At 52.7% G+C, this 21558-nt stretch carries 20 protein-coding genes; 10 read left to right on the forward strand and 10 right to left on the reverse strand.

All coding sequences use genetic code 11. The features are described 5' to 3' along the window. Window positions 1–87 precede the first annotated feature (87 nt). Entirely contained in the window at window positions 88–1095 is a 1008-nt protein-coding gene (locus VE954_RS09355) for a hypothetical protein (protein ID WP_324951981.1), read from the forward strand. Window positions 1096–1152: 57 nt separating this feature from the next. On the opposite strand, the gene recA is transcribed toward VE954_RS09355, so the two are convergent. Both recA and VE954_RS09365 read right to left on the reverse strand, forming a co-directional pair. Beyond that, on the reverse strand, window positions 1153–2274 hold the full coding sequence (recA, locus tag VE954_RS09360; RefSeq protein WP_324951982.1) for a recombinase RecA: 1122 nt from the start codon (window positions 2272–2274) through the stop codon (window positions 1153–1155). Then, on the reverse strand, window positions 2264–2986 hold the full coding sequence (locus VE954_RS09365) for an EI24 domain-containing protein (RefSeq protein ID WP_324951984.1): 723 nt from the start codon (window positions 2984–2986) through the stop codon (window positions 2264–2266). The genes recA and VE954_RS09365 overlap by 11 nt, the downstream gene beginning before the upstream one ends. Before the next feature lie 103 nt (window positions 2987–3089). On the opposite strand from VE954_RS09365, the gene VE954_RS09370 reads away from it, so the two are divergent. Beyond that, window positions 3090–4460, forward strand: a complete 1371-nt coding sequence (locus VE954_RS09370; RefSeq protein WP_324951986.1) for a hypothetical protein — start codon at window positions 3090–3092, stop codon at window positions 4458–4460. Here VE954_RS09370 and VE954_RS09375 read toward each other — a convergent pair. From VE954_RS09375 to VE954_RS09395, 5 genes are all read right to left on the reverse strand, one after another. Beyond that, window positions 4440–5393, reverse strand: a complete 954-nt coding sequence (locus VE954_RS09375) for a DUF4862 family protein (protein WP_324951988.1) — start codon at window positions 5391–5393, stop codon at window positions 4440–4442. The genes VE954_RS09370 and VE954_RS09375 overlap by 21 nt on opposite strands. Further along, complete coding sequence (locus VE954_RS09380; protein WP_324951990.1) at window positions 5393–5731, reverse strand: hypothetical protein; 339 nt, start codon at window positions 5729–5731, stop codon at window positions 5393–5395. The genes VE954_RS09375 and VE954_RS09380 overlap by 1 nt, the downstream gene beginning before the upstream one ends. A gap of 121 nt (window positions 5732–5852) precedes the next feature. Beyond that, window positions 5853–8582 carry a TonB-dependent receptor plug domain-containing protein gene (locus VE954_RS09385; RefSeq protein WP_324951992.1) on the reverse strand — a complete coding sequence of 910 codons (2730 nt, stop codon included), beginning with the start codon at window positions 8580–8582 and terminating at the stop codon, window positions 5853–5855. Between the two features lie 303 nt (window positions 8583–8885). Continuing rightward, window positions 8886–9443, reverse strand: coding sequence for a pyridoxamine 5'-phosphate oxidase family protein (locus VE954_RS09390; protein ID WP_324951994.1), 558 nt, complete (start codon window positions 9441–9443; stop codon window positions 8886–8888). Between the two features lie 19 nt (window positions 9444–9462). Then, window positions 9463–9903 (reverse strand): DUF2383 domain-containing protein, encoded by a 441-nt coding sequence (locus VE954_RS09395; protein WP_324951996.1) that lies wholly within the window; start codon window positions 9901–9903, stop codon window positions 9463–9465. Between the two features lie 362 nt (window positions 9904–10265). Here VE954_RS09395 and VE954_RS09400 point away from each other — a divergent pair, with 362 nt between their 5' ends. From VE954_RS09400 to VE954_RS09425, 6 genes are read left to right on the forward strand one after another with little or no spacing between them, the layout of a single operon-like run. After that, on the forward strand, window positions 10266–11138 hold the full coding sequence (locus VE954_RS09400) for an STAS domain-containing protein (RefSeq protein WP_324951998.1): 873 nt from the start codon (window positions 10266–10268) through the stop codon (window positions 11136–11138). A 15-nt stretch (window positions 11139–11153) separates the two neighbouring features. Next, a complete protein-coding gene (locus VE954_RS09405) occupies window positions 11154–11543 on the forward strand; it encodes an STAS domain-containing protein (protein ID WP_324952000.1) in 390 nt (129 codons plus the stop codon). After that, entirely contained in the window at window positions 11530–11934 is a 405-nt protein-coding gene (locus tag VE954_RS09410; protein WP_324952002.1) for an anti-sigma regulatory factor, read from the forward strand. Before VE954_RS09405 ends, VE954_RS09410 begins: the two co-directional genes overlap by 14 nt. A gap of 6 nt (window positions 11935–11940) precedes the next feature. Continuing rightward, window positions 11941–12972, forward strand: a complete 1032-nt coding sequence (locus tag VE954_RS09415; protein WP_324952004.1) for an ATP-binding SpoIIE family protein phosphatase — start codon at window positions 11941–11943, stop codon at window positions 12970–12972. After that, window positions 12969–14471 carry a sensor histidine kinase gene (locus VE954_RS09420; protein ID WP_324952005.1) on the forward strand — a complete coding sequence of 501 codons (1503 nt, stop codon included), beginning with the start codon at window positions 12969–12971 and terminating at the stop codon, window positions 14469–14471. The genes VE954_RS09415 and VE954_RS09420 overlap by 4 nt, the downstream gene beginning before the upstream one ends. Before the next feature lie 33 nt (window positions 14472–14504). Next, complete coding sequence (locus tag VE954_RS09425) at window positions 14505–16139, forward strand: response regulator (RefSeq protein WP_324952007.1); 1635 nt, start codon at window positions 14505–14507, stop codon at window positions 16137–16139. 116 nt (window positions 16140–16255) lie between these two features. On the opposite strand, the gene VE954_RS09430 is transcribed toward VE954_RS09425, so the two are convergent. Next, entirely contained in the window at window positions 16256–16900 is a 645-nt protein-coding gene (locus VE954_RS09430; RefSeq protein WP_324952009.1) for a hypothetical protein, read from the reverse strand. A 279-nt stretch (window positions 16901–17179) separates the two neighbouring features. Here VE954_RS09430 and VE954_RS09435 point away from each other — a divergent pair, with 279 nt between their 5' ends. Then, the gene (locus VE954_RS09435) at window positions 17180–19318 is read left to right on the forward strand and encodes a SpoIIE family protein phosphatase (RefSeq protein ID WP_324952011.1); all 2139 of its coding nucleotides are present in this window, start codon (window positions 17180–17182) and stop codon (window positions 19316–19318) included. A 4-nt stretch (window positions 19319–19322) separates the two neighbouring features. On the opposite strand, the gene VE954_RS09440 is transcribed toward VE954_RS09435, so the two are convergent. Then, complete coding sequence (locus VE954_RS09440; RefSeq protein ID WP_324952012.1) at window positions 19323–20555, reverse strand: TIGR04552 family protein; 1233 nt, start codon at window positions 20553–20555, stop codon at window positions 19323–19325. Between the two features lie 71 nt (window positions 20556–20626). On the opposite strand from VE954_RS09440, the gene VE954_RS09445 reads away from it, so the two are divergent. Further along, the gene (locus VE954_RS09445; protein WP_324952014.1) at window positions 20627–21205 is read left to right on the forward strand and encodes a TlpA family protein disulfide reductase; all 579 of its coding nucleotides are present in this window, start codon (window positions 20627–20629) and stop codon (window positions 21203–21205) included. Between the two features lie 12 nt (window positions 21206–21217). On the opposite strand, the gene VE954_RS09450 is transcribed toward VE954_RS09445, so the two are convergent. Further along, the gene (locus VE954_RS09450; RefSeq protein WP_324952016.1) at window positions 21218–21538 is read right to left on the reverse strand and encodes a hypothetical protein; all 321 of its coding nucleotides are present in this window, start codon (window positions 21536–21538) and stop codon (window positions 21218–21220) included. Window positions 21539–21558: the final 20 nt, after the last annotated feature.

Consider the following 21558-nt stretch of genomic DNA (forward strand, 5'->3'; position numbering starts at 1 on the left):
CGGGAATAATTGCACTATTCAGGCGCTTTTAGGTTTTTGTGAACCTCAGCCGATAGAGAATAAGGTCCAGACACAAAGGAATATTTTATGCGCACCACCATGAATATCTTGGGGCTATGCTTTATTTCCTTATGTTGGTCCAACTGCAAGGAAGGTCCAAAGTTTGATGACCCGCGCAAATCTGCCCAGGCCAAAGACATCAAACCTGCTGATGATAAGGGCGACAGCGAAGATGCTGAAGCCGCGCAGCAGGCGCTGGAGCCTGTTCCTATCGGTGGTGCGTACCTGACCTGTCGCTACGAAGTTGTCGAAAGCAGCGGTGAAGTCTGGTGTCGCCTGGAAGAAAATGAGCAGCCTGTGCTCGTGAACAGTAAACCCACTTTGGAAAACTGGGTCTTCACCCAGAACAATGTTCCTTACGATGCAACACCCAAGTCCTTGGATCCATCCACAGGTTGGCAATGGGCGATTTCGATACCGCAGAATACCAGCGTCGAAGTTTCGCTCGATATTTTCCTGAATGGTTTGCGTTACCATTACAACAGCACCATCTCATCCGTGCCACCCGAGGATGCGGATGATAGCCTCACTCCACCTGTGGCCCTACAGGATAAGCGTTATGCTTACGGCAATGGAGCCAGTTTCGTGGTCGATAATAATCCGTTTTCGCTTGCGGCGCCGCAAAGCTGTTTACCACCAGAAGGTGCCGAAACAAAACCAGATCCCACTTTACCCGATCTCCGTTTCTTTCTGAAAGCCATGAGCTTCACCTTCCCTTTCAAGGTTGTGAAGGACACGGTTTTGACTGTCATAGTCGATGAAATCTGTGGCCAGATGCAGCCGATTCATTATGCCGAGCTTCGTGGCATCGGCGTGGATATTCGCGCCCAGATTCCGATCGGAGCCAAAAAAATCACCTTGATTAAAAGTGCAAATCTGCCTGCTGGTGATTATGAAGTGAAGGTTCATTTCATCCCCCGTTCCTTTGCTGACCTGCAAAAACAGGAAAGTTTTGCGTTCGGCAAGATGGCTCTGGAATCCAGCAGCGAGCTGGTTCCTGGCCGGGCTTACGCCAATGACAGGAAGCCAGAGTAAAATAATAAAAGCGGCCCCTCTGACGAAGAGCCGCTCGAAAGCACAGTAAGCTCAAACTCAATCCTTGGCGCCGGCAGCCTTGGGTTCAGGTTTGCTGTCGTCAGCTTTACCCTTGCGGGCTTTGGCGGCATCAACCTTACCAACTTCCGGCTCTTTTTTCGGTTCCTGCAGATTGGGGAAATTGAGCTTCTTCTTCACTTCATACTCGATCGTGTTCATCAGCTCAGGATTTCCTTCCAGGAACTCCTTGGCCTTTTCACGACCCTGACCCAGACGCTGCTCCTTATACGAGAACCACGCACCGGTTTTGGTGATGATTTCGTGGTTGGAAGCCAGATCGATCAGATCACCGATACGCGAGATCCCCGTGCCGAAGAGCACATCGAACTCGGCTTCTCTGAAGGGTGCAGCGACCTTGTTTTTCACGACTTTCACGCGCACCCGGTTGCCGATCACTTCCTCGCCTTGCTTGATGGAAGCCAGGCGACGGATATCCAGACGAACCGACGAATAGAACTTCAGCGCATTCCCACCGGTGGTGGTTTCTGGGCTGCCGAACATCACACCGATCTTCATACGAATCTGGTTGATAAAGACCACAGTACAGTTCGAACGCGAGACGGAAGCGGTCAGTTTCCGCAGAGCCTGCGACATCAGACGGGCTTGCAGACCCACATGCATATCGCCCATTTCGCCTTCAATTTCGGCCTTGGGTGTCAGCGCTGCCACGGAGTCAATGATCACGATGTTAACCGCTTCACTGCGGACCAGCATGTCGACGATTTCCAAAGCCTGCTCACCGGTGTCAGGCTGTGAAACCAGAAGCTCTTCCAGATTCACACCGATTTTTTTTGCATAGGAGGTATCAAGAGCATGCTCAGCATCCACAAAGGCCGCAATGCCACCGGCTTTTTGCACTTCAGCTGCGACGTGCAGAGTCAGTGTGGTTTTACCGCTGGATTCTGGTCCAAAGATCTCGATCACACGTCCCTTGGGCAAACCACCCACTCCGAGAGCTGCATCCAGAGACAAGGAACCGGTCGAAATCGATTCAATGCGACTGGCATCCTGCTCCGCCTGGCCCAAACGCATAATGGCACCTTTGCCGAATTGCTTCTCAATAGAGCTAAGGGCAGTTTCGATTGCCTTGGTACGTTCGGCGCCACTTTCAAAAACCATGACTTCTCCTCTCGATAGTGTCGATCCGCTCCAGAGCCATGAGGGTTCCCCCTGCAACGGCCATGGGCATCAAAATAAAATGTACGAAGGGTATCACCAGCCACAGGCCCAAGCCTAAAATGGCAAAATAATCCTGTCGAGCTTCCTTCAACCTTTGTCTCAAACTCCAGCCTCGCCTGGCCATCGGATAATCATAGAAGTCCCATCCGACCAAACTGGCTGTCACAAAAATCCCCAGCAGATTCAAACCTGGCACCATAAAAACCAGAAGAGAGATTGCCATGATGAGCAGCACTTTCTTCAGCTCTTCCGGTATGGACTTGAGCGACTGCCAGAAAGAAACTTCACTCACCCGCCCCCGCTTCTCCCGTTCCACCGCACAGGACAGCTGCTCATAAAGCGGCGCGGCTATCACATTCGCTGTCAAAAGACCAAACAGCAGGGATAATCCCAGGGCCGCCAGATACAGAAGACCCTTACATATGTAATACAGCACAACCCAAAGCCAACCTTCACCCGGTTCAAAGAGCAAAGACCGCATAATCCCGGTTTGGTATTCCCAAAAAAGCAGCAGACTCCCTGCCATCAATCCCAATCCTATCAGACTTGGGAGAAACAAAAGAAGAAACCAAAACGGATGGTGACGTAGCCATTTAATCCCTAACCAATAAAGACGACTGCCGCGAGCCAATTCGCGGATGGGTTTGATCATGCGAAACGTACTTTCCTGCCGCAGAAGCGGCATCTTCAGCTACGGGAACCGGAAGCCGATACACAGTCTAAGCATTCTCACGGGAAAACTGAAGAGACATCCCATGCGCGGTTCCCTAGCTGAAGACCTATCGCAACAACCATACAATGATATGGCCGTACACCCTTTTAAACGCTTTTACCCCCGACTTCCAAGAGAAATTTTATACTTTCTCACAAAGTCCTGGAGCGTAGGCGTTGCACTGGTTCTACTGCTCTCAAACCCTCACGCGCACGCCGCGGATTCGCCCCAAGGATGGCGCTCTGTCGCACTCATGCCCTGGCAGCTGATCGGCCTTGATGCGGAATTCACGCTCCGTCATCGGGATCAGATGCAAAAGATGCATAGGGCATTGCAGGAGGCCTGGATACAAAATGCACAGCCATTGGATCAGGCCGCTCAACAGACCCGGGTCGCTCTTTCTCTGAATGAGCAGCGACTCGCCCATAGCATCCTGGTCGGCGCCACACGCGCGTCCCTGACCGAACCTCATCATCTGCAGCCTATCATTTGTCCCGTGGGAGATAGCCTTCTGTTTGCCATCGAGCTGATCAGCACGAGTCGCGCGCAGCTTGTGGCCGCCCAGCAGATTCTGGTGCCGCGCAAGCCCTGGGAGCAATGGCACAAGCCTGGCCCAGCTCCTGCTGTTCCTGAGGGTCCATGGCAGGAGGCCATGCAAAATTTATTGAAGGACGCCGGCATCAGTCGGGAATCAGCCCGCGACAATCCCTTTAAATTAAGATTGGGACTTTTGCGCGGCAGCCACGACGGCCGCAAGGCCTCGCATCTTTGCTTGAACATGCTCACCGCGCATGCCCTGGCTCCATCGTTCACCGTTTTGCCTTTGGTAGGTGAGCTTGAGACCTTTCACCTGCGTCGGGTCTGGGATATTCAGGACCCCATGCTGCGGGCCACCAGGGAATTGGTTTTGGATTGGGGCATGAGGCCTCAAGGGCCAGAATTTAAAGCAGATGCGCGCTGGAGCGAGGCCGTGCTGGGTTCATCCATTGATTCCCATCTGCTCGTTCGGACCACGATCGATATCTCGAAAGAAAAATTACAGCTGCCCAATGATCTGATTCAGGTCCTGCAGAAGGAAGCGCAGAGCATCAAAGCCGATGACGGCCCTCAGGTTGCTAAAATCTACGGCGCGTGGGCTTATCTCGATCGCGGTCGGGCCTGGGGTTTGGAGATGAATGATCGACTCTATCTGGATGATGGCCAACGCCTGGTCAAAGGTCATGTGGTGGGATTTTATGGAAGCGGTCTTGGTTTAACATCCCCACGTGGCTTTCCCATCCATGAGGGCGCTATTCTATTTATTCGCACAGGCCAGAAAAAAGTTCGCCTGGGTGATACCTTTGGTTTTGATCCGACCCGCTACCCCACACCCTGGCCCCCGGTTCGTCAGCCTTCACAAGCCAGCACGCCGTGATTCGAGTGATGAAAAAAATTCCAGATGCTCACGCACGCACTGCAAACGGTCCGCAAGGGAAAGTGATGCAGGACCGGGCTGAATCTTGATTCCCCAAAAAGGAATCGACGCGGCGGCAGCAAAGGCCTTCTGCACCTCTGCGCGGGTCAAAAGTGAAGCATGGGGCAACCACGCGCCGTGTCCCACGCCCTGCAAGGGTGCGTGGTTGTCGAGCCAGTTGCCATAAATGGGATCCTGGACCGTCACAGATGATAGGAAAAGGGCCCGCAGGACGCCTGCATCCCGGGCCTGCACAAGGTGTTCAAGGGCGCCTTCCGCTCGTCTCGTTTCCAAAACGGAGCGCCCCCAGTTGATCGTCATGCCCAGACTGAATTCCTGAACAATGGAAATTTCCGCATCGATATCGAGAAAACCTTTGGCCGGTGTATGTCCCGATTGAAATGCATCACAGTGCTCTACCCAAAGTTCCACCCCACCCCAATCCAGACGCACGACCTCGTCCAGGGATCGCCGAAAGGAATCCGCCTGGGCCTGGGCCGTCGGCGCACTATGAATCTGGACCGCACGCACGGCTGAACGACCACAGTGATCATTCAGCCGGCGTATTCGATTTCTCAACTCATCCATCAACTGCAGAGCCGCGGCCCGCCCAGCAGGATCCGCTGAGGCCAGGCCAAACAGTGGCTGCTGTTCGAGACTCTGCATCACGTAAGGGAGCGGGGTCAGGATATAATCCAGATCCTTGGGGAGAAGGTGCAGATGCCGCCAGGGATCATCGTGTTTTTCGGCGCGATGCAGGGGCAATTCCAAACCGCCGATGCGCGGCAGATTTCTGATCTTTTCATAAAAACCCTGCGCATCGCGTTCAGAAAAGGCACTCAGACTGGACGTCAGCGCATAGGCACCGACCCACCAAGACCGCTCCCGTGACATCACTTGGCGCTCCCTTTTTTGCTTTTCGGCTGACACTGGACGGCCGTATCAGCAAAATTCAACTTTTTTTCACAGGCGAAACGCTTGGCCAACTTTCTAGCTTCACAAGGATTGCTGCCTTCAAAGCTTTCACCACTGAACTGACAGGTGGTCGGCAGATATTCACGCGTACAGAACATATCGTCCGAGCAATCAGGTGCCGCTGTTTTCGCGTCTGCTGTCGCCGTCAAGGGCGCCGAGGTTTCCTGCAACGACGCGGGGACGATTTGATCCTTGGGCTGGCTGGAACAGGACAGAGTCAGAACCGCGAGAAACAGGGTGCTTGACACAAACCGCATGAATCTTCTCCTCATGATTTATAAGCTGGGCTGCTGTTAACAATGCAAAAAGGGCTCCATCAGGAGCCCTCTTTGCTTCATGCATCTTTCAGACTGAGGGACTCCCTCACAAGCCGTCTGCTCACAGTCTTTGTGTGATGCGCGCGTAGTAAGCGCGACCCACATAGGAGTACAGAGAGGAACTGGCGATATCTTCCGAACGCAGGGAGTTGCCATCCACTTTGCCACCGATGGTGTCAAAGATGTTGTTCACGCCCAATTGGAAAGTACCGTTCCAAGGCAGGTCAATACCGTAGACGAAATCGTATTCGGTATAAACGCCGGCTTTGCTTTCACGACTGTCATCATCAGCCGTTTCAGGATCCTGGCTCTGGGGCGCGATGGTCCGCGAGGCCAGAGTAAAGTCCTGAATCTTGGTCGAAACAGTCGCCTTGTTATTCCAACGCCAGGCTGGAACTCCGAAATAACCGACCTGATCACGGATCGGCTTGTCCTGAACTTCCTGCACTTTGTAGGACAGCATGCGGAAGTACTGGCTATCGAGACCAAGGCGCAGACCACCCGCTGTGGTGCTGTAGTTCAGTTTGGTGTCCACCGCGCGAACTTCAAGTTTACCGAGGTTCCGAATAGGCAGACCGACTTTGGTGATCACACCGTCAGTGTCCACTTCCACAGGGTTTTCTTTGATCGTTCCACCCGCTGTTGCAGTGGGATTGGCTTCATACCAGGCATCCACGATTTCCTGGATTTGATCGGTCGCGAAGGTTTTCTTCAGATTCACCCAATAATAATCAGAAACCAGACTCAGACCTGGAACCGGATCCAAAATGATACCGGCGATGTAGTTCAAACCTACTTCCGGTTTCAATTCCTTGTTACCGGGCTGATCGACATACACCTGACGCGAGGGGTTGGTGATTTCGCAGGTACGGCCCGCTGCATTTTCGCGTGCACACCACTTCTCATCCGTGACCGAGTAGTAGCCGCCGCCACCGATCTGGTGCAAGGCACTCAATTGAGGTGCTGTAAAGCTGCTGGCAGCCCGACCGCGCACGCCCAGGAACGAGGTCAGGGACGCCTTAGCGCCCAGACCAAAGTTTGCGGTGCTATCGAAGTCACTGTAATGATCGAAGCGCAAAGCGCCTTCAACGTTCACGTCCTTCACAACAGGAGCCACAAATTCTGCATAGACCGACGAGATCGTCCGGTCGCCTTCACCGCGATCCGCAAAGGTCCCAGCGTAAAGCGGACGGTTGGTGCTATCAAACTGAGTATCGAGTTCATCAGGATTAAGTTTGAACGATTCTGCAGCGAACGCGCCGCCGAGACCTAGAGCGAATTTACCGCCTGGCAGATCCATCATGTCCTTGCTGAAGAACACATCGGCACTGCTGCTCTTGTTGTCCAGCTGGCTCTTGAGATCTGTGAAGGTATTCATGAGCAGGCTTTCGTCACGATTCGGGTCCAACGGAATATACGCAGGATCTGCGCCGTCGGAAGTAGGATCCGGGTTGACGAAAATGCTACTCATCTCTTCCCGGTTGAAGATCTTCTTGCCTTCGCGAATGCTTTCGCTGGCGGCAAACGACAACCCTGCCGAAGCCTTCCACTCACCCACATCGCCATCCAAATACGTCGCTGCTGTCAGCGTATTGAAGGTGTTGATGTAGATTCGCTCAGGGAAGTTAGGCATCGGTGCGTAAACGTAGAAGAAATCACCGGCTGTTCCGGCTGGAACCACACCCAGTTCCTGAGCGCGTGCAGGCGACAATAGAATAGGAGCATTACTGATAGGATCGACGGCGTAAGGCAGGAATCGACCATCGTTCGCTTCGTTCTTGCTGCTGGCGTAACTCAAAAGACCGGAAATCGTCCAATCGGAAGGCAGCGTGTACGTTGCGGTTGCCGCGGCGTACCAATCGTTTTTCTCAGGAATCAACTCAACAAAAGCTTCCTTGCGCTGACCCGTACAGTAAACGTTATTGGGTTCCGTAGGAACCGTCGCGATCTGCCGCTCAGGAGGACAGTTCGGACTCGGCGACCAATCACCAAAATCAGCACCGGCAGCGGTGATCGTGATCGGCTGGTAGGACCAGGTTCCGACCGGCTGACGGCTCACGGTATTGGCACGCTCAGGAGACGAAAACTCAAGATCACGATTGCGCTTTTCGATCCGATTTCTCTTCCGGTAACCAGCTGAGAGGATCGCAGTGCCATCAGCGCCGAGTTGAACGCCTTGAGCGATACTCATCTCGAGCTCATCGCCACCTTCATGCTGAGTAAAGGATTTGAAGAACGACGCTTCTGTTCCCTGAAATTCCTTGCGTGTGATGATGTTGACCACACCACCGACGGCATCCGCACCATAAATAGCCGACGCGCCACCCGAAAGAATGTCAATGCGATCGATGATCGCGACCGGGATATTATCGATGTTAACGGCATCCACACCACCGATGGTCGGCATGCGCTTGCCGTTCAACAGCACTAGAGTGCGCGAGCTGCCAAGACCCAGAAGGTCGAGCGTCGCGGCACCGGCCGAAACATATTCGCTCGATCCCGAGAAATTACCGGTGGGACTGGACGAAGCCGATTTACGGAAAAGGTCGCCAAGGCTGACCACACCGCTCTGCTGGATTTCTTTTTTATCGATCACCTGCACCGGAGCACTGGTTTCGACATCGATACGACGGATACGAGAACCCGTAACTTCAATGCGTTCCGTTTTCTTTTTGGCTTCGGGGTCCGTAACGGCTGCTTCCGTTGGCCGGGTTTCCGGCGTCTGCGCCTTCGCCTGGGTCGCGCCAAGCTCCAAGAGAACTATAGCCATGGGCACTATGCGTTGTTTCATAAACTGCCGAGTCTCCTGCAAATATTTGAACCAATAAACACCGCTTCCACTGACGGAGGTGATGCTTGTTTTCGATTCCATCAACTACGCTGCGTCCTAAACCAAGTGGCTCGTGCACCCTATTCCAACAATATCCTCAAATGGCATATTTTACGCGCGCAGGGGCAATGATTAGAGAATAAAGCCAGATTATGGAAAGAACGTCCACGTTTTTTTTATTCAATCTCATGTATGACAAGGTAAACCGGGGAACCGGATAAGAAATCGGAAGGGGCCTCCTGCCGTCAGGAGGCCGCGTGTCGCTTAGTTCGGCGAGGTTTCAGCGTTCGAACCAGACAAAGGATTTTTCATCAAATCAATGGTGTCGTGCTCTTCGCGAGAGTGTTCATAGGGCTTGCCAGTCAGCAGAGCTTTAGCGAAACCAGCCACTTCTACCCAGGTGCTCGCGGGCGCGTCCCAATACTCGGCCTTCTCAATGTAAACCTTGAGCAGAGCTAAATGTGGGTCATCTACGCCATCTGGAAACCAGCTCTTGTAAATCGGCTTCCACAATTTACGTTTTTTTTCTTCATCGTGAACAACTTCACCGAGCCCGCTGACTGAAACGAACTGATTCGCAGCTGCCTTGCTATAGCTCACGTTAACGCGTGGATCGTCCGATAATTCCTGCGCTTTGGCCTGATGATCACTGGTAAAAAACCATAAAACACCATCTTCGTCGGTCTCTTGGGTCATCATAGGCCGGCTGCGCAGAAAATCTTCACCCGACACAGTCGTCAGCATCGCAACTTCCACATCCCTGATCAACTTTTGCAGATGCTCCCAGGCTTTGTTCCGGGCTTCCTTGACATTACTATCCATTGTCGGTCCTTCCACAGAATTAAGAAAGAGTGGTCATCACTCGATCCAAAACACCAATATGTTGACGCTGACGAGTCAGCAGATCCGAGGTGATCAAATTGCGACACGAATAAGGCACCGTTTCATCCGAGGCTACATCCTGATACTCTTTCAGGCCATGCTCTTCGCCTTCTTTTAAGGCTTTCAACGCGACCGTATCACCCAGCATGCTGGCGGTTCCTTCGACCGTTCGAGCCCAGATGCCCCAGGCGCCCGAATCCTGGTCAGGTATCCCACCACAGAGCGCCACCTGCTGACGCAGAATATCCGCAGCCGAACGATGATCCTCTGCGAGACGACGCAAGGTATCCGTGGCTGATGTATCTTTAACGCGTTGCAAAGCCTGTTCGTAAGTTTCAATGGCCGACAGTTCACCACGAAGCAATCGATTCAACTGCTCAACGGATTGTTCATTCTGCATGATTCACCTCCAACTCATGTCATTGTGAAACATTCCGTTTCAGGAATGCCGGAATCTTTGATTGCAAAGAACGAGCCCAATCCGATAAAGGTACAAGGATGAAGACAAGGCAGTGAATGAATTTCAGGACAGTCACGAGTCAACGCGTCGACTTTTGTCTTTTTGAGAAAGTATGGGGCCTTGTCCTGAGCGCCTGAGCGTATGAAATTTCATTCATGTGCCTTCTGGAAACCTTCTCCTCGACTTGAGCTCACTTTGCTTTTATTGGCAAATCATGTCAGCCTGGGGACGTAATGAGGGGGACGCTCCCCCTATCATTACCCATGCTTTCTTGAACTTTATAAAGTATAAGGTTAAAAACCATGCAGCAGCAGAACCCGCTTGGCGAAATCGTCCGCCAGCACGAAGCCGATATCCTTGCCGATTGGATCAAGGAACAGCTTGAACGTGATCGTTCCCCCAATACTCGAATCAGCCTGGTTCGTGAAGCCGAGGTACGGGAACTCTGCAAAAACTTTTTGCAGCACTTTATCCAGGGCTTGCAAAGCGGCCAGACGCATAACCTTCAGGGCCCGGAATGGAGCGAGCTTCGCAACCTTCTCAGTGTCTTCTCCAGGGATCGCGCTCTGCAAGGTTACACACCCACTGAAACGGCCAGTTTCATCTATCTCCTGAAAAAACCACTCTTTGCACGCATTGGACAAACTCTGGCCAAAAACAGTGACAGTCTTTATCAAGCCATTTGGACTACAAATGACCTGCTGGATGGCCTCGGCCTGCAGGTCATGGAAGCCTTCCAAAAGGGTCGCGAGGAAGTGATCAGCCGTCAGCAGCAGGAGATGATGGAGCTATCCACGCCGGTGGTGAAGCTCTGGGATGGGATTCTGGCTTTACCCGTGATTGGGACCCTGGATAGTGCGCGATCGCAAGCGGTCATGGAGTCCCTGCTCCAAACCATCATGGAAACCGGATCGAAAATTGCAATCATCGATATCACAGGAGTCCCAACAGTCGACACTTTGGTCGCGCAGCACCTGATGAAAACTGTGGCAGCGGCCCGGTTGATGGGTGCTGATTGCATTATCAGCGGCATCAGACCACAGATCGCGCAAACCATTGTGCACCTCGCGATTGACTTGGGAGGCATCTCAACAAAAGCGACTTTGGCCGATGCATTCAGGCTCGCGATGCAAAGAGCAGGCATGAATATCGTATCGCAGCCAGCCCGAGCGTAGAGAGGATTCGTTATCATGGAACAGATACCCATATTAAAAATGGGCAGTATCCTTCTGGTTTCCATTCAGGTTGATATGCATGACCGCCTGGCTATGCAGCTCCAGAATGATCTCACTGAAAAGATCGTCTCCAGCAGCGCTCGCGGTGTTTTGATCGATATCTCGTCGCTTGGCATGGTGGACTCATTCATTGGTCAAATGCTAAGCAATATTGCCGGCATGTCGCGTATCCTGGATGCTGAAACAGTGGTCGTTGGCATGCAACCGGCCGTCGCCATCACACTGGTTGAACTGGGTCTCACTTTGAAAGGCGTGCGAACAGCACTGAATGTCGAACAGGGTATGGACTACTTAAAGTCCTTTGCCAGTTCACAGCCAGAGAATTTTATCGATGAATACTCCTAACCGATGCGTACTGGATATTCGCACAGAAACGGACGTAGTGGTTGTGAGACAGAAGGTCAGGGCTGTGGCCGTGGATTTGAAATTCAGTTTGGTGGAACAAACGAAAATGATCACAGCCGCGAGCGAACTGGCCCGTAATGTTTTGAATTATGGTGGCGGCGGCTCCGTCGCTGTTGAAGTCCTCATCCATGGAACCAGGAATGGGCTGCGCCTGACTTTCGAAGATCAAGGGCCGGGGATTCCCGACATTGCAACGGCATTGAAAGATGGCTTCACCACGGGCGGTGGTCTCGGGATGGGACTTGGGGGAGCCAAGCGACTTGTCAACGAATTTGAAATCTCATCGCGTGTCGGTGAAGGTACGCGCGTAGTGATTACGCGCTGGAAGTAGGACGTCATGGAGGCAAGTTGGAATATAGCTATCACCGAACCGTCACAGGTTGGAGAGGCTCGACGGAACGCAACAGCTCTGGCATCCAGTCTTTTATTCAATGAGACAGAGACCGGCAAGGTCGCCTTGGTGGTGACCGAGATCGGCAATAATATTCTTCGCCACGCCGAGAGCGGCGAGCTCTTGATACGCTCTGTTCATGATGCGAACGGAACAGGTGTGGAAATCCTGGGTGTGGATCATGGCGCTGGTATGAGTAACATCAATCGATGCATGGAGGATGGCTACTCGACAACCGGCACAGCCGGCATTGGGCTGGGTGGCATCCGCCGGCTGTCGGGCACGTTTTCTGTGGACTCCACCCCAGGCAAAGGCACTGTTGTCCTCTCCCGCATCTACCGCACCCATCCCAAACACCCTTCCCTTCGCACAGCAAGCTTTGACTGGGGCGTGGTGATGGTACCGCACCCCCACGAACGCGTTTCGGGTGATGGCTACTTTGTTCTGGAAGCCCCAGGTGTTTGCACGGCCATGATCGTCGATGGTTTGGGTCACGGTCTCCCGGCTGCGGAAGCGGCTCAAAAAGCCTGTCATATGATGCAGGAATTCGGGCATCAACCCTTGGATGACTTGCTTCAGAACATTCATTTAGGCCTGCGCGGAGGACCTGGAGCGGCAATCGGCATAGCCCGCATCCTGGTCGACCAGCAGCAGCTCCGATTTATAGGCATTGGCAATATTGCAGGCTGTCTGGTGCACCGGGATGGGACTTCGAAAAGCGTCATGTCTTACCCAGGAATCATAGGTCATGAAATTCGTAAACCCAAAGAGATGACGTATTCATGGACAGAGAATACCACTTTGGTTATGCATTCAGATGGTCTTCAGAGCCAGTGGAACGCTCATGCCTATTTACAGGCCATGGCGTCGGAATCCTCGCTTTTGGCTGCAACGCTGTATCGGGACTTCAACCGGGGACGCGATGACGTCACGGTTCTTACGATCAAATGGCGGCCCATGAGGAGTTTTGCCACATGACAAACTTTGCAGAAGAGCTTCCCAGCTGGTCTATATTTACCATGGATGTCTGCTATGAACAGGATGTCGTCCAGGCCCGGCAAAGGGCTCGCCAGATCGGAATGCATCTCCATTATGAGCACCAGGAACTGACCCGTATTGCAACAGCTGTCTCGGAGCTGGTTCGTTTCGCTTACAAAAATGGCTTCACTCAAGCCACCTTTGCCCTGGTTGAAAAAAAATTTCGGATTTCCGTGTGGGGGCTGATTCCTGATCAGGGCGGCGCGAATGCAGCCTGGAGCGACCAAAATCTTTGCAATGACGCCCGAAGTCTTGGCTTGATTGGGGCACGTAAGCTCATGGACGAATTCACGGTCACCACAGGGAACCGTGGCATCGAATTGTCCTTGACCAAGATGCTGCCTCTCACGTTTCCTGTCATCACGCAAAAAACTCTGGATGACCTTCGTCGTAAATTCGAAGGTGATCGTCTGCAGGATCCCTACGATGAAGTTAAACAGCAGAACCGCGAGTTGATGTTCGCGTTGAATGCGTTGAAGAACCAGCAAATGGAGTTGGAAAAGCTGAACAGGGAGTTGGCCGAGACCAACCAGGGCGTACTGGCTCTCTACGCCGAGTTGGAAGATAAGGCCCTCTCTTTGCAAAAAGCCAGTGAAGCGAAGACCTTGTTCTTTTCGAACATGACTCACGAATTTCGCACACCGCTGAATTCGGCGACCTCGCTCATAAGAATTTTACTGGATCGGCAGGACGGTGACCTCACAGACGAGCAGGAGCGGCAGATTGTCTATATTCAGACGGCGATTGCAGACCTTTCCCATATGGTCAATGACCTTTTGGATACGGCCAAGCTGGAATCAGGAAAGGTGAAGGTGCGGCTCACAACGTTCCACGTGAACGAACTCTTTACGGCTCTACGCGGCATGTTCAGGCCGCTGGCTGGCGATCGGCCCAACGTCACTTTGACTTTCGATGACGCATCTTCATTACCTCACATGGTTTCGGATGAATCCAAGGTCGCTCAGATCCTGCGTAATTTTATAAGCAACGCCTTGAAAAATACCGAATCGGGAGAAGTTCGTGTGTCCGCGCACCTGGCTGATGATCGAAATATGACTCTATCGGTCAAGGATACGGGTGTAGGGATCCCGGAGGAGGATCACAATCGCATCTTTGAAGAATTCGTGCAACTTGACGCCGTGCACTCATCTGTCCACCATGGGACAGGGCTGGGTTTACCCCTAGCGAAAAGGCTGGCGACGCTGCTGAGCGGGCGCATTGAGATGGAGAGTTCAGTCGGACGTGGTTCCACGTTCTCCCTGATTTTACCCTTCCAGTTGCATAGCGAAGCACCACCGAAACGCCGGCGTGAGACTGCCGCCCCAAACGATTCCATACTTTCCAGAGAAGGCATGCTGGATGCATTCTCCCCTGAATTGTTGTCAAAAAACCCTATTGGATTAAGAGGAAGGCATGACTCAACCTCAGCTCAAGACTGAGACTGGGTTGTCCATGCGAGGAGACGAATGAACATGCACCCCAAATCCGCCGGTACCATTCTTCATATAGATGATAAAGAAGCCAATCGTTACGTGATCAGGCGGGTTCTGGAGCGCGAAGGCTACCAAGTCCTGGAGGCTGCAACCGGTGAAACAGGCCTCCAGATGACCCGAGCAGAAAGCCCCGACCTCGTGATTCTTGACGTCAAACTGCCCCGCATGAATGGTTTTGAAGTTTGCCAGCACATCAAGACGGATCCCTCGCTGCGCTTTACTCCCGTGCTTCACCTTTCGTCCTATTATAATAAGGCTGAGGACAAGGCGCATGGACTCCAGGAAGGAGCCGATGCCTATCTGGTCAGCCCGATCGAACCGATTGAGCTGGTGGCAACGGTACGCGCCCTCTTGCGAGTCAAAAAAGCTGAACAGGCTTTAGCGGAAAGTATGCGCAAGGAGCAGGCGGCTCGTCGTGATGCCGAGAAACTTTATGAAGAAGCCAAACAAGCCAACAAAATTAAAGATGAATTTCTGGCTACGCTGTCGCACGAATTGCGGACTCCGTTGGCTGCCATCCTGGGGCACGCCCAGCTTTTGCTGGCCGGCACCAGCCTGACTGATGAATATCGCAACTCGCTCGAGGTCATCTGCCGCAATGCCAAAGCGCAGTCGGAGCTCATTGATGACCTGCTCGATATTTCACGTATCACCAGTGGCAAACTTCTGGTCGAACGCCTTGAAGTGGACCTCAAAAGTGTGATCAATGCTGCCGTCCAGGTTGTGGAATTGGCAGCATCGGTCAAACAGATTCAAATCGTGACGGAATTTGCCAAGGACAAAATCGTGGTTTCAGGGGATCGCGCCCGGCTTCAGCAGGTATTTTGGAATCTGCTGTCCAATGCCGTAAAATTCACCGCTCGCGGTGGAACTGTGAAGGTCCGGCTCGGCATACAAGGCCCTAACGTTGAAATTGACATCACGGACAGCGGCATGGGCATCGCGACGGACTTTTTGCCCCATGTTTTTGAACGTTTTCGTCAGGAAAATGCCACGACCACCAAAACCCACGGGGGACTTGGACTCGGTCTGGCGATCTGCAAGCACCTCGTGGAACTCCATGGCGGCGTGATCGATGTGCAGAGTGAGGGTCTAGGGCTAGGCGCTACGTTTACCGTGCGAATGCCTGTGACTTTGGTCCAGCCCGAGTTTCAGACACCGACCCCGGTGCCGCACTTTAGCGAGGATATATTGGCCCAGGTACAAAACTTTCGGCGCCTGGATGCCTCCAAACCGCTGTCCAATTATAACATTGTCGTCATTGATGATTCCGAGGATACCTGCACGTTGACGGCCAAGATTCTGGAGCGGGTGGGAGCTCGTATTGAGAAATTTTCGTCTGTAAAATCCGCCATCAGTTATCTGAAGCAGACTAAAAATTGGCCGAACCTTTGTATCTGTGACATTGCCATGCCCGAAGAGGATGGCTATAGCTTCATTCGCAAACTGCGTAAGCTCGATATCAACGGAGAAACATTACCGGCCATTGCGCTGACGGCCTATGCGCGCCTTGAAGACAGCATCGCTGCGCGCCAGAATGGATTTGATGCGCATCTCGCCAAACCCGTGATGCCATCGAAATTGGTGGCGACGATCTTGAATTTGACGCAATAGCCCTGACAGAAAAGTCGCCTGCCCATGCCAGCAAAACGCAAATAGCAAAGTCGCCTGGGCCATTATGGGCACCAGGCGACTTATGAATCAGACCTGCCAGGGGCAGCTGATGATCATTACTCGGTCAGACCTGCAAATCGGCAGCTGACTTCCTCTTCTTGAAAGTTCAAGCCATTCAAGCACGCGTACTGACGCACGTTAACCAAAGCTTCACAACGGTTGTTGCCTTTGATTTCCAGGCCATTCACGGTGCAGATCGTAGGACGATATTCGCGTGTGCAGAATGCCTGCTGATCGCAGCTATTCGCAGCGTTTGATGCCTGTTCGGTAAACGAGGACAGAGGACGAAGCGCGCCAAATTCGTCAACGTTGCGAATGAACACAGTTTCCGTCAGATTCGCATCACCGCGAACTGTGGTTGTCACTTCAGCATAAACGGGCTGAAAGATTTCGATGCAGATCAGATTCGCGCGCTGGCGGCCTTCAACATAAGCCACCACATGCTTGTTACCACCGGCCGCATTTTCGATCCGCAGTTTGCCCTTCAAACCCTGAGCGAAGCAGGAGTTTGAACCCAACATCACCTGACCGCGCACGATATAAGCGCGAGCATCAGGATTGATACCACCGTTGGTAGGCTCAACGGCAACATTCTGCAAAACCACTTCCTCTTTCACATGACGGTAAGCGGGAGCAGCTGCAACAACGGTTGCAAATGTAGAAACTGTAAGGCCGGCGAGAATATTTTTGAAACTAAGCATGATGTTTTCTCCTTGTAAGTTACGAATCAGGTGTAACTCTTCAAACTGGAAAAATAAAGCGAAAGCTAAATCTTTTTGTTCATCATGTTGCAATTTATCCCATAAATAAATTTCAAGGTGATCGGCTGCATAGCCAGCCAACCCCTTGAGGCTCAACCACTGCACAATTTCCCCAGCTTCACCTGGTCGACTGGACAGTTAAGATTTTGGCCCCTCCAGTCACTGGCCAGCAGACCAAAAAATATCCAAATCATCAGGACAGTCGTTGGGTTGTGACGTTTGGAATTTCCCACATACATAAGGCCGGTGAACCTTTCCATGTTCAGTGATGGCAAGTTCTTCCGATACGGAGAGAAGACAATCTACGTCGTGGGAACAATGAATCGACCCAAGAAAATTTCGATCTTTTTGAACGGACTTTCGTGGCCCATCTTCCACGGACTGGCCAGCGCGTTCCTGTTGATGACGCTTGCCGTGCAGGTTTCTTCGCTCGGCTCTTATATAGACACCCGCATCATCGCGCCCATTTTCTTCAACATCCGTGAATATCTGGGACAAACACCGCCCATTCATCCCAAGCTCAAAGTGATTGCTCTCGACGACAGCACGTTTTCTTATTTGGGTGGCCCTCGCTTGAACTTCGCGCAGCTGGCCTCTCTCCTGGACAACGTCGGTCGGCGGCGGCCAAAAGCCATATTGATTGATAGTCTGCTGTCCGATCAACCTGCAGCCATTCTGGAAAATTTACCGGAATCCACCAAACGTTTGCCGGTTTTCACCGGCAGTTTCCCCAGCCAGTTCCCACTGCGCTTCCGCCAGCCCACTGATCTCTCGCAGCCGCCCTATCGCGCGCAAACATATTTGGAACCGGGCCTGACGCTGGCGGATCTGTCTTATAGTTTGGATTTGAGAAAGTCCTGGATCCCTTACGGGAACTCATCCGGTTACGAGGATCTGGTGCGGGCGACCGGCCACATCACCTACAATCGAGATGGTACGATTTCGCCTTTTTATCAGATCGATGATCACACCTTGCTGCCGCATTTAAGTCTTTACTCGGCGGACTCCATTCAACTGGGCAAGGACGACCTGACGCTCAACGGGCACTCCGTGCCGCTTACCCGACGCGGCGGCTTGCTGATCAATCATCGCCCACCGGGTGACTTCTACAAACGTTCCATCTCACTGCGCCCCATGCTGCAAAGGGCCGAGCAGGGAGCCGAGGAAACCCAGATCAATCCTGACGATATCGTGCTCGTGCTCCTGGCATTTGCCACGGGTAACACGGACTTTCATGAAGGCGGACCCTTTGGTGAAATTCCTGGGGGCCTCATCATTGCGTCCATGATCAGTGATGTGCTGGATGGCCAATGGATCAACCGCTGGGAATCGGACATCGCGTTGATTCTGACCTTTGGCATCGCCGGTATCGTCCTCGGCATCAACGCTCGCGTCCGCTACTACTGGGTCTATCTCGTTTCCGCCTGGACGATCATGAGCACGGCAGCCCTTCTGCTCTTCAGCTTCGGTCACATCTGGATGCCCTGGCTGATGCCTCTGATCGCGTTTACCGGAACCAGCCTCATCCACTTCGCACACGTGCGGATCCAGGATGAAATGAAGATGATGCTGATTGAAAAGAACTATTACGCAGAGAAAGCCTTGAGGCTCGAAGAAATGCATAAGAAGGCGGAGCTGGAAAGCAATCTGGCCCTGGGTCGCGCGGTGCAGAAGCTGCTGCTGCCCCGTGCCCTTCACGGAACGTTCTACGGATTCCAGTACAACATGCAGTATAAGCCGGTGGCCGGCATGTCCGGTGATTGGCTTTATGTCTGGGATTATTCTCTAGGCGAGCGACGCATTTTCATAGGTGATGTGATGGGCACGGGTCCATCAGCGGCCATCCCGGTCGCTGCCCTGATCGGGATTCTCAAGGACTGCGAGGAGCAAAAACTCGGGGTCGAGGAAAGCTTCGCCCGCCTCAACCGCCGCTTGATCGAACTCTTTGATCAGCATGTGGTCTGCAGTTTAAGCGCCGTGGTCCTGTATCGTGATGGACGTATTGAACTGTTTAATGCGGGTGGTCCGGGTTGCTTCCTTTTCGGGGGCAAACAGGCGGATTATTTTGTGATGCGGAGCAGTCCGATCGGCCTCAATCCTCAGATTGAACTGGCTCGCTGTGACGTGCAGCTTCAGGATCATCAGACGCTCTTTACATTCACTGATGGTTTTATGCACGAAACCAAGGATCTCAAGCGCCTCGTTCGGCATCTGCGGCAGGAAAAGGTGGATCGTCCTCCCTTGGATCAGATCGAATCCTGGCTGCATAGCACACTCCAGAGCCCGTCCCGTCCCGACGATCAAAGTTTGATCTGCATCCAAAGAACCAACAAAGCCAGAAATCCACGCGTCGCGTAAACGCTTAGGACCCGCTTTCCGGCAAACTCAGCACGCGATTGAGAACCCGGCGTCGGGCCGCCTTGACCTGCGATTGTTTATAACGGTCATGACTGGCCTCGCCCATGGAATTCTGAGCCGCCGAGGACTCATCCATGACCTGCAGCTCAAAGGGAAAGAACCCTTCCAGATGCTCATCCTGGGGCTCCGTCGCGGCCATCTGCAGAATCTCCGCACAGACCTGATGCGCCTGCTCGCTGATGGACTTATCCTTCAGATAACGCCGCAATTTCTCCTGCCAGCGCATGGCGGGATTGGGATAACGGATCAACTGGCGACAGGTCAGCTGCACAGCCCGGTAGCCTTTGGCTGTATGAGGATTGGCCGCACTGTTGACGACGGCCAAAGGTTTGGTCAGACCCTGCAGGATATTGCTGAATTCCTGCGGTTTGATGCGACCGTCTTCCAGCATCTCACGCAGCATATCCACGTTGTGTTTAAAACTTTCCACATCGATCAGCGAATTGCGTGCACGCGAAGGGTTGCAGTTGGGAAAGGTGACGATGTGAAAATCCCGCAGAAACTTCACGACGACCATCACATCCGCAAGGCGCTTGGTGATGACCCGAATTCCGAGAAGATCATAGATGGTTTCCGCGACATTGGCTTTTTTATGCAGAAGCTTGAGAATGATGGACTCACGCGACTTGCGGAGTTTCCATTCAATGCGATCCAGGATCACACTCGTCTGCCGATCCCCAAAGCGTAATTTGCCGTCCTGATCACGAAAGACAAATTTCAGAAAACGATTCATCACCTGGGTACGGGCAGCTTCGATATCCGCATACTTCGTCACACCATCGATATGAGCGATCGTATGCATCACGCGTAAAACCGCACAGGCCCAGGCCTGCGTGGTGGCAACTTCCGGACGTAGATCCGAAGCCGCCAGGATAATATCGCGTGCATCATGCGTATACAAAAGATGAGAGGGGGGCTGTTTGCCTCGGCTCCATTCGAACGGCATCAGGTATTGCTCGATGAAATTCCAGGCTTCGCAGATCACCATATGAATTTTCTGCGCATCTCCCGGCACATCGGGATCATAGCCATAGTAACGCAAAAATTCCGTAGCATCCTGCCAGCTGCGGACTTTGAGCTCCTGAAGGTCAATCGAAGATTTCCCGCCAATCAGGACATCCATTATGCCCCAGTTGAACGACCAAACCTTCAGCAGATCATCAGCATTGATTTCCAAGCGCGGCCACCGTTTCTTACCAATCGTGCTATAATGAAGGCCAGAGACTATACCCTGGAGGGCTTCCCGCCATGATAGCACGAGTTTTCTTTATCATGACGCTTCTTCTGCTAGGCGTCAACGTAAAGGCAGCGGACGCCAAGGAAGCAGCCCATGGCGCCGGGCCTGAAGGTGACACCAAGGATAGCAAAAATGGTGCCCAAACCCGAGCCGATCATTATGTCCATCGCTGGGTACCCTTTCCTGCCTTTAAAGCCACCAATCTGGATCGTCGTGAAACGGTCGCCATCTCACCCTCCGAAGGTCGCGCGACCGTGCTCGTATTCCTTGCTTCGTGGTGTGTCCCATGTCAGCAGCAAATCCGGGAATTCAAACGCATCGAAGACAAGTATCGCGATCACTTCACGGACTTCGTTTATATTTTCGCGCACGATACGGAAACCGATGCCCGCGGCTTTAGCAATGTTTATAAGATTGGGAATAATGCGATGATGGCTTCCGCCAATGTGCTGGAAGCGTTCCATCAGCCTGAGCTGCCATCATTCTATGTTGCGGATCGTTATAAGTGGCTGGTCCTGCGGCGTATCAATACGCAAAAGCAGGATCTGGATGAGTTGGACAAATTTCTCAGCCTGCACACGGCGCTTTAAGGTCGGTGAATCTCACTGACCCTTGCCCGTTTCCAGGTTCGAAGTGGATTTGATCATCTCGGGATGCCAACGCAAACGCAAGTTAATCAGATCATATTCGTGCTCCTGCTTGGCGCCACCAATGGCGATACCGGCAGGAATACGCCGCTCACCGTCGATCGCGGCGGCATCAAAATCGATATCAGTTTTATTGGCTTTGGTCCGCGCTTCCTGGGTCAGGATCTTGCGGCGACCGCCAGAATCCTTGCCCGCGGGGGCCTTGGCGTTCTGAGCCAGAAGACTGCCTGAGACGATAAAACTCAGTACAATCAGGGTGCAACCTTGCAATTTCATAACAGCACCTCCATATCCAA

It is taken from the genome of Oligoflexus sp. (assembly GCF_035638955.1).
Lineage (GTDB): Bacteria > Bdellovibrionota_B > Oligoflexia > Oligoflexales > Oligoflexaceae > Oligoflexus.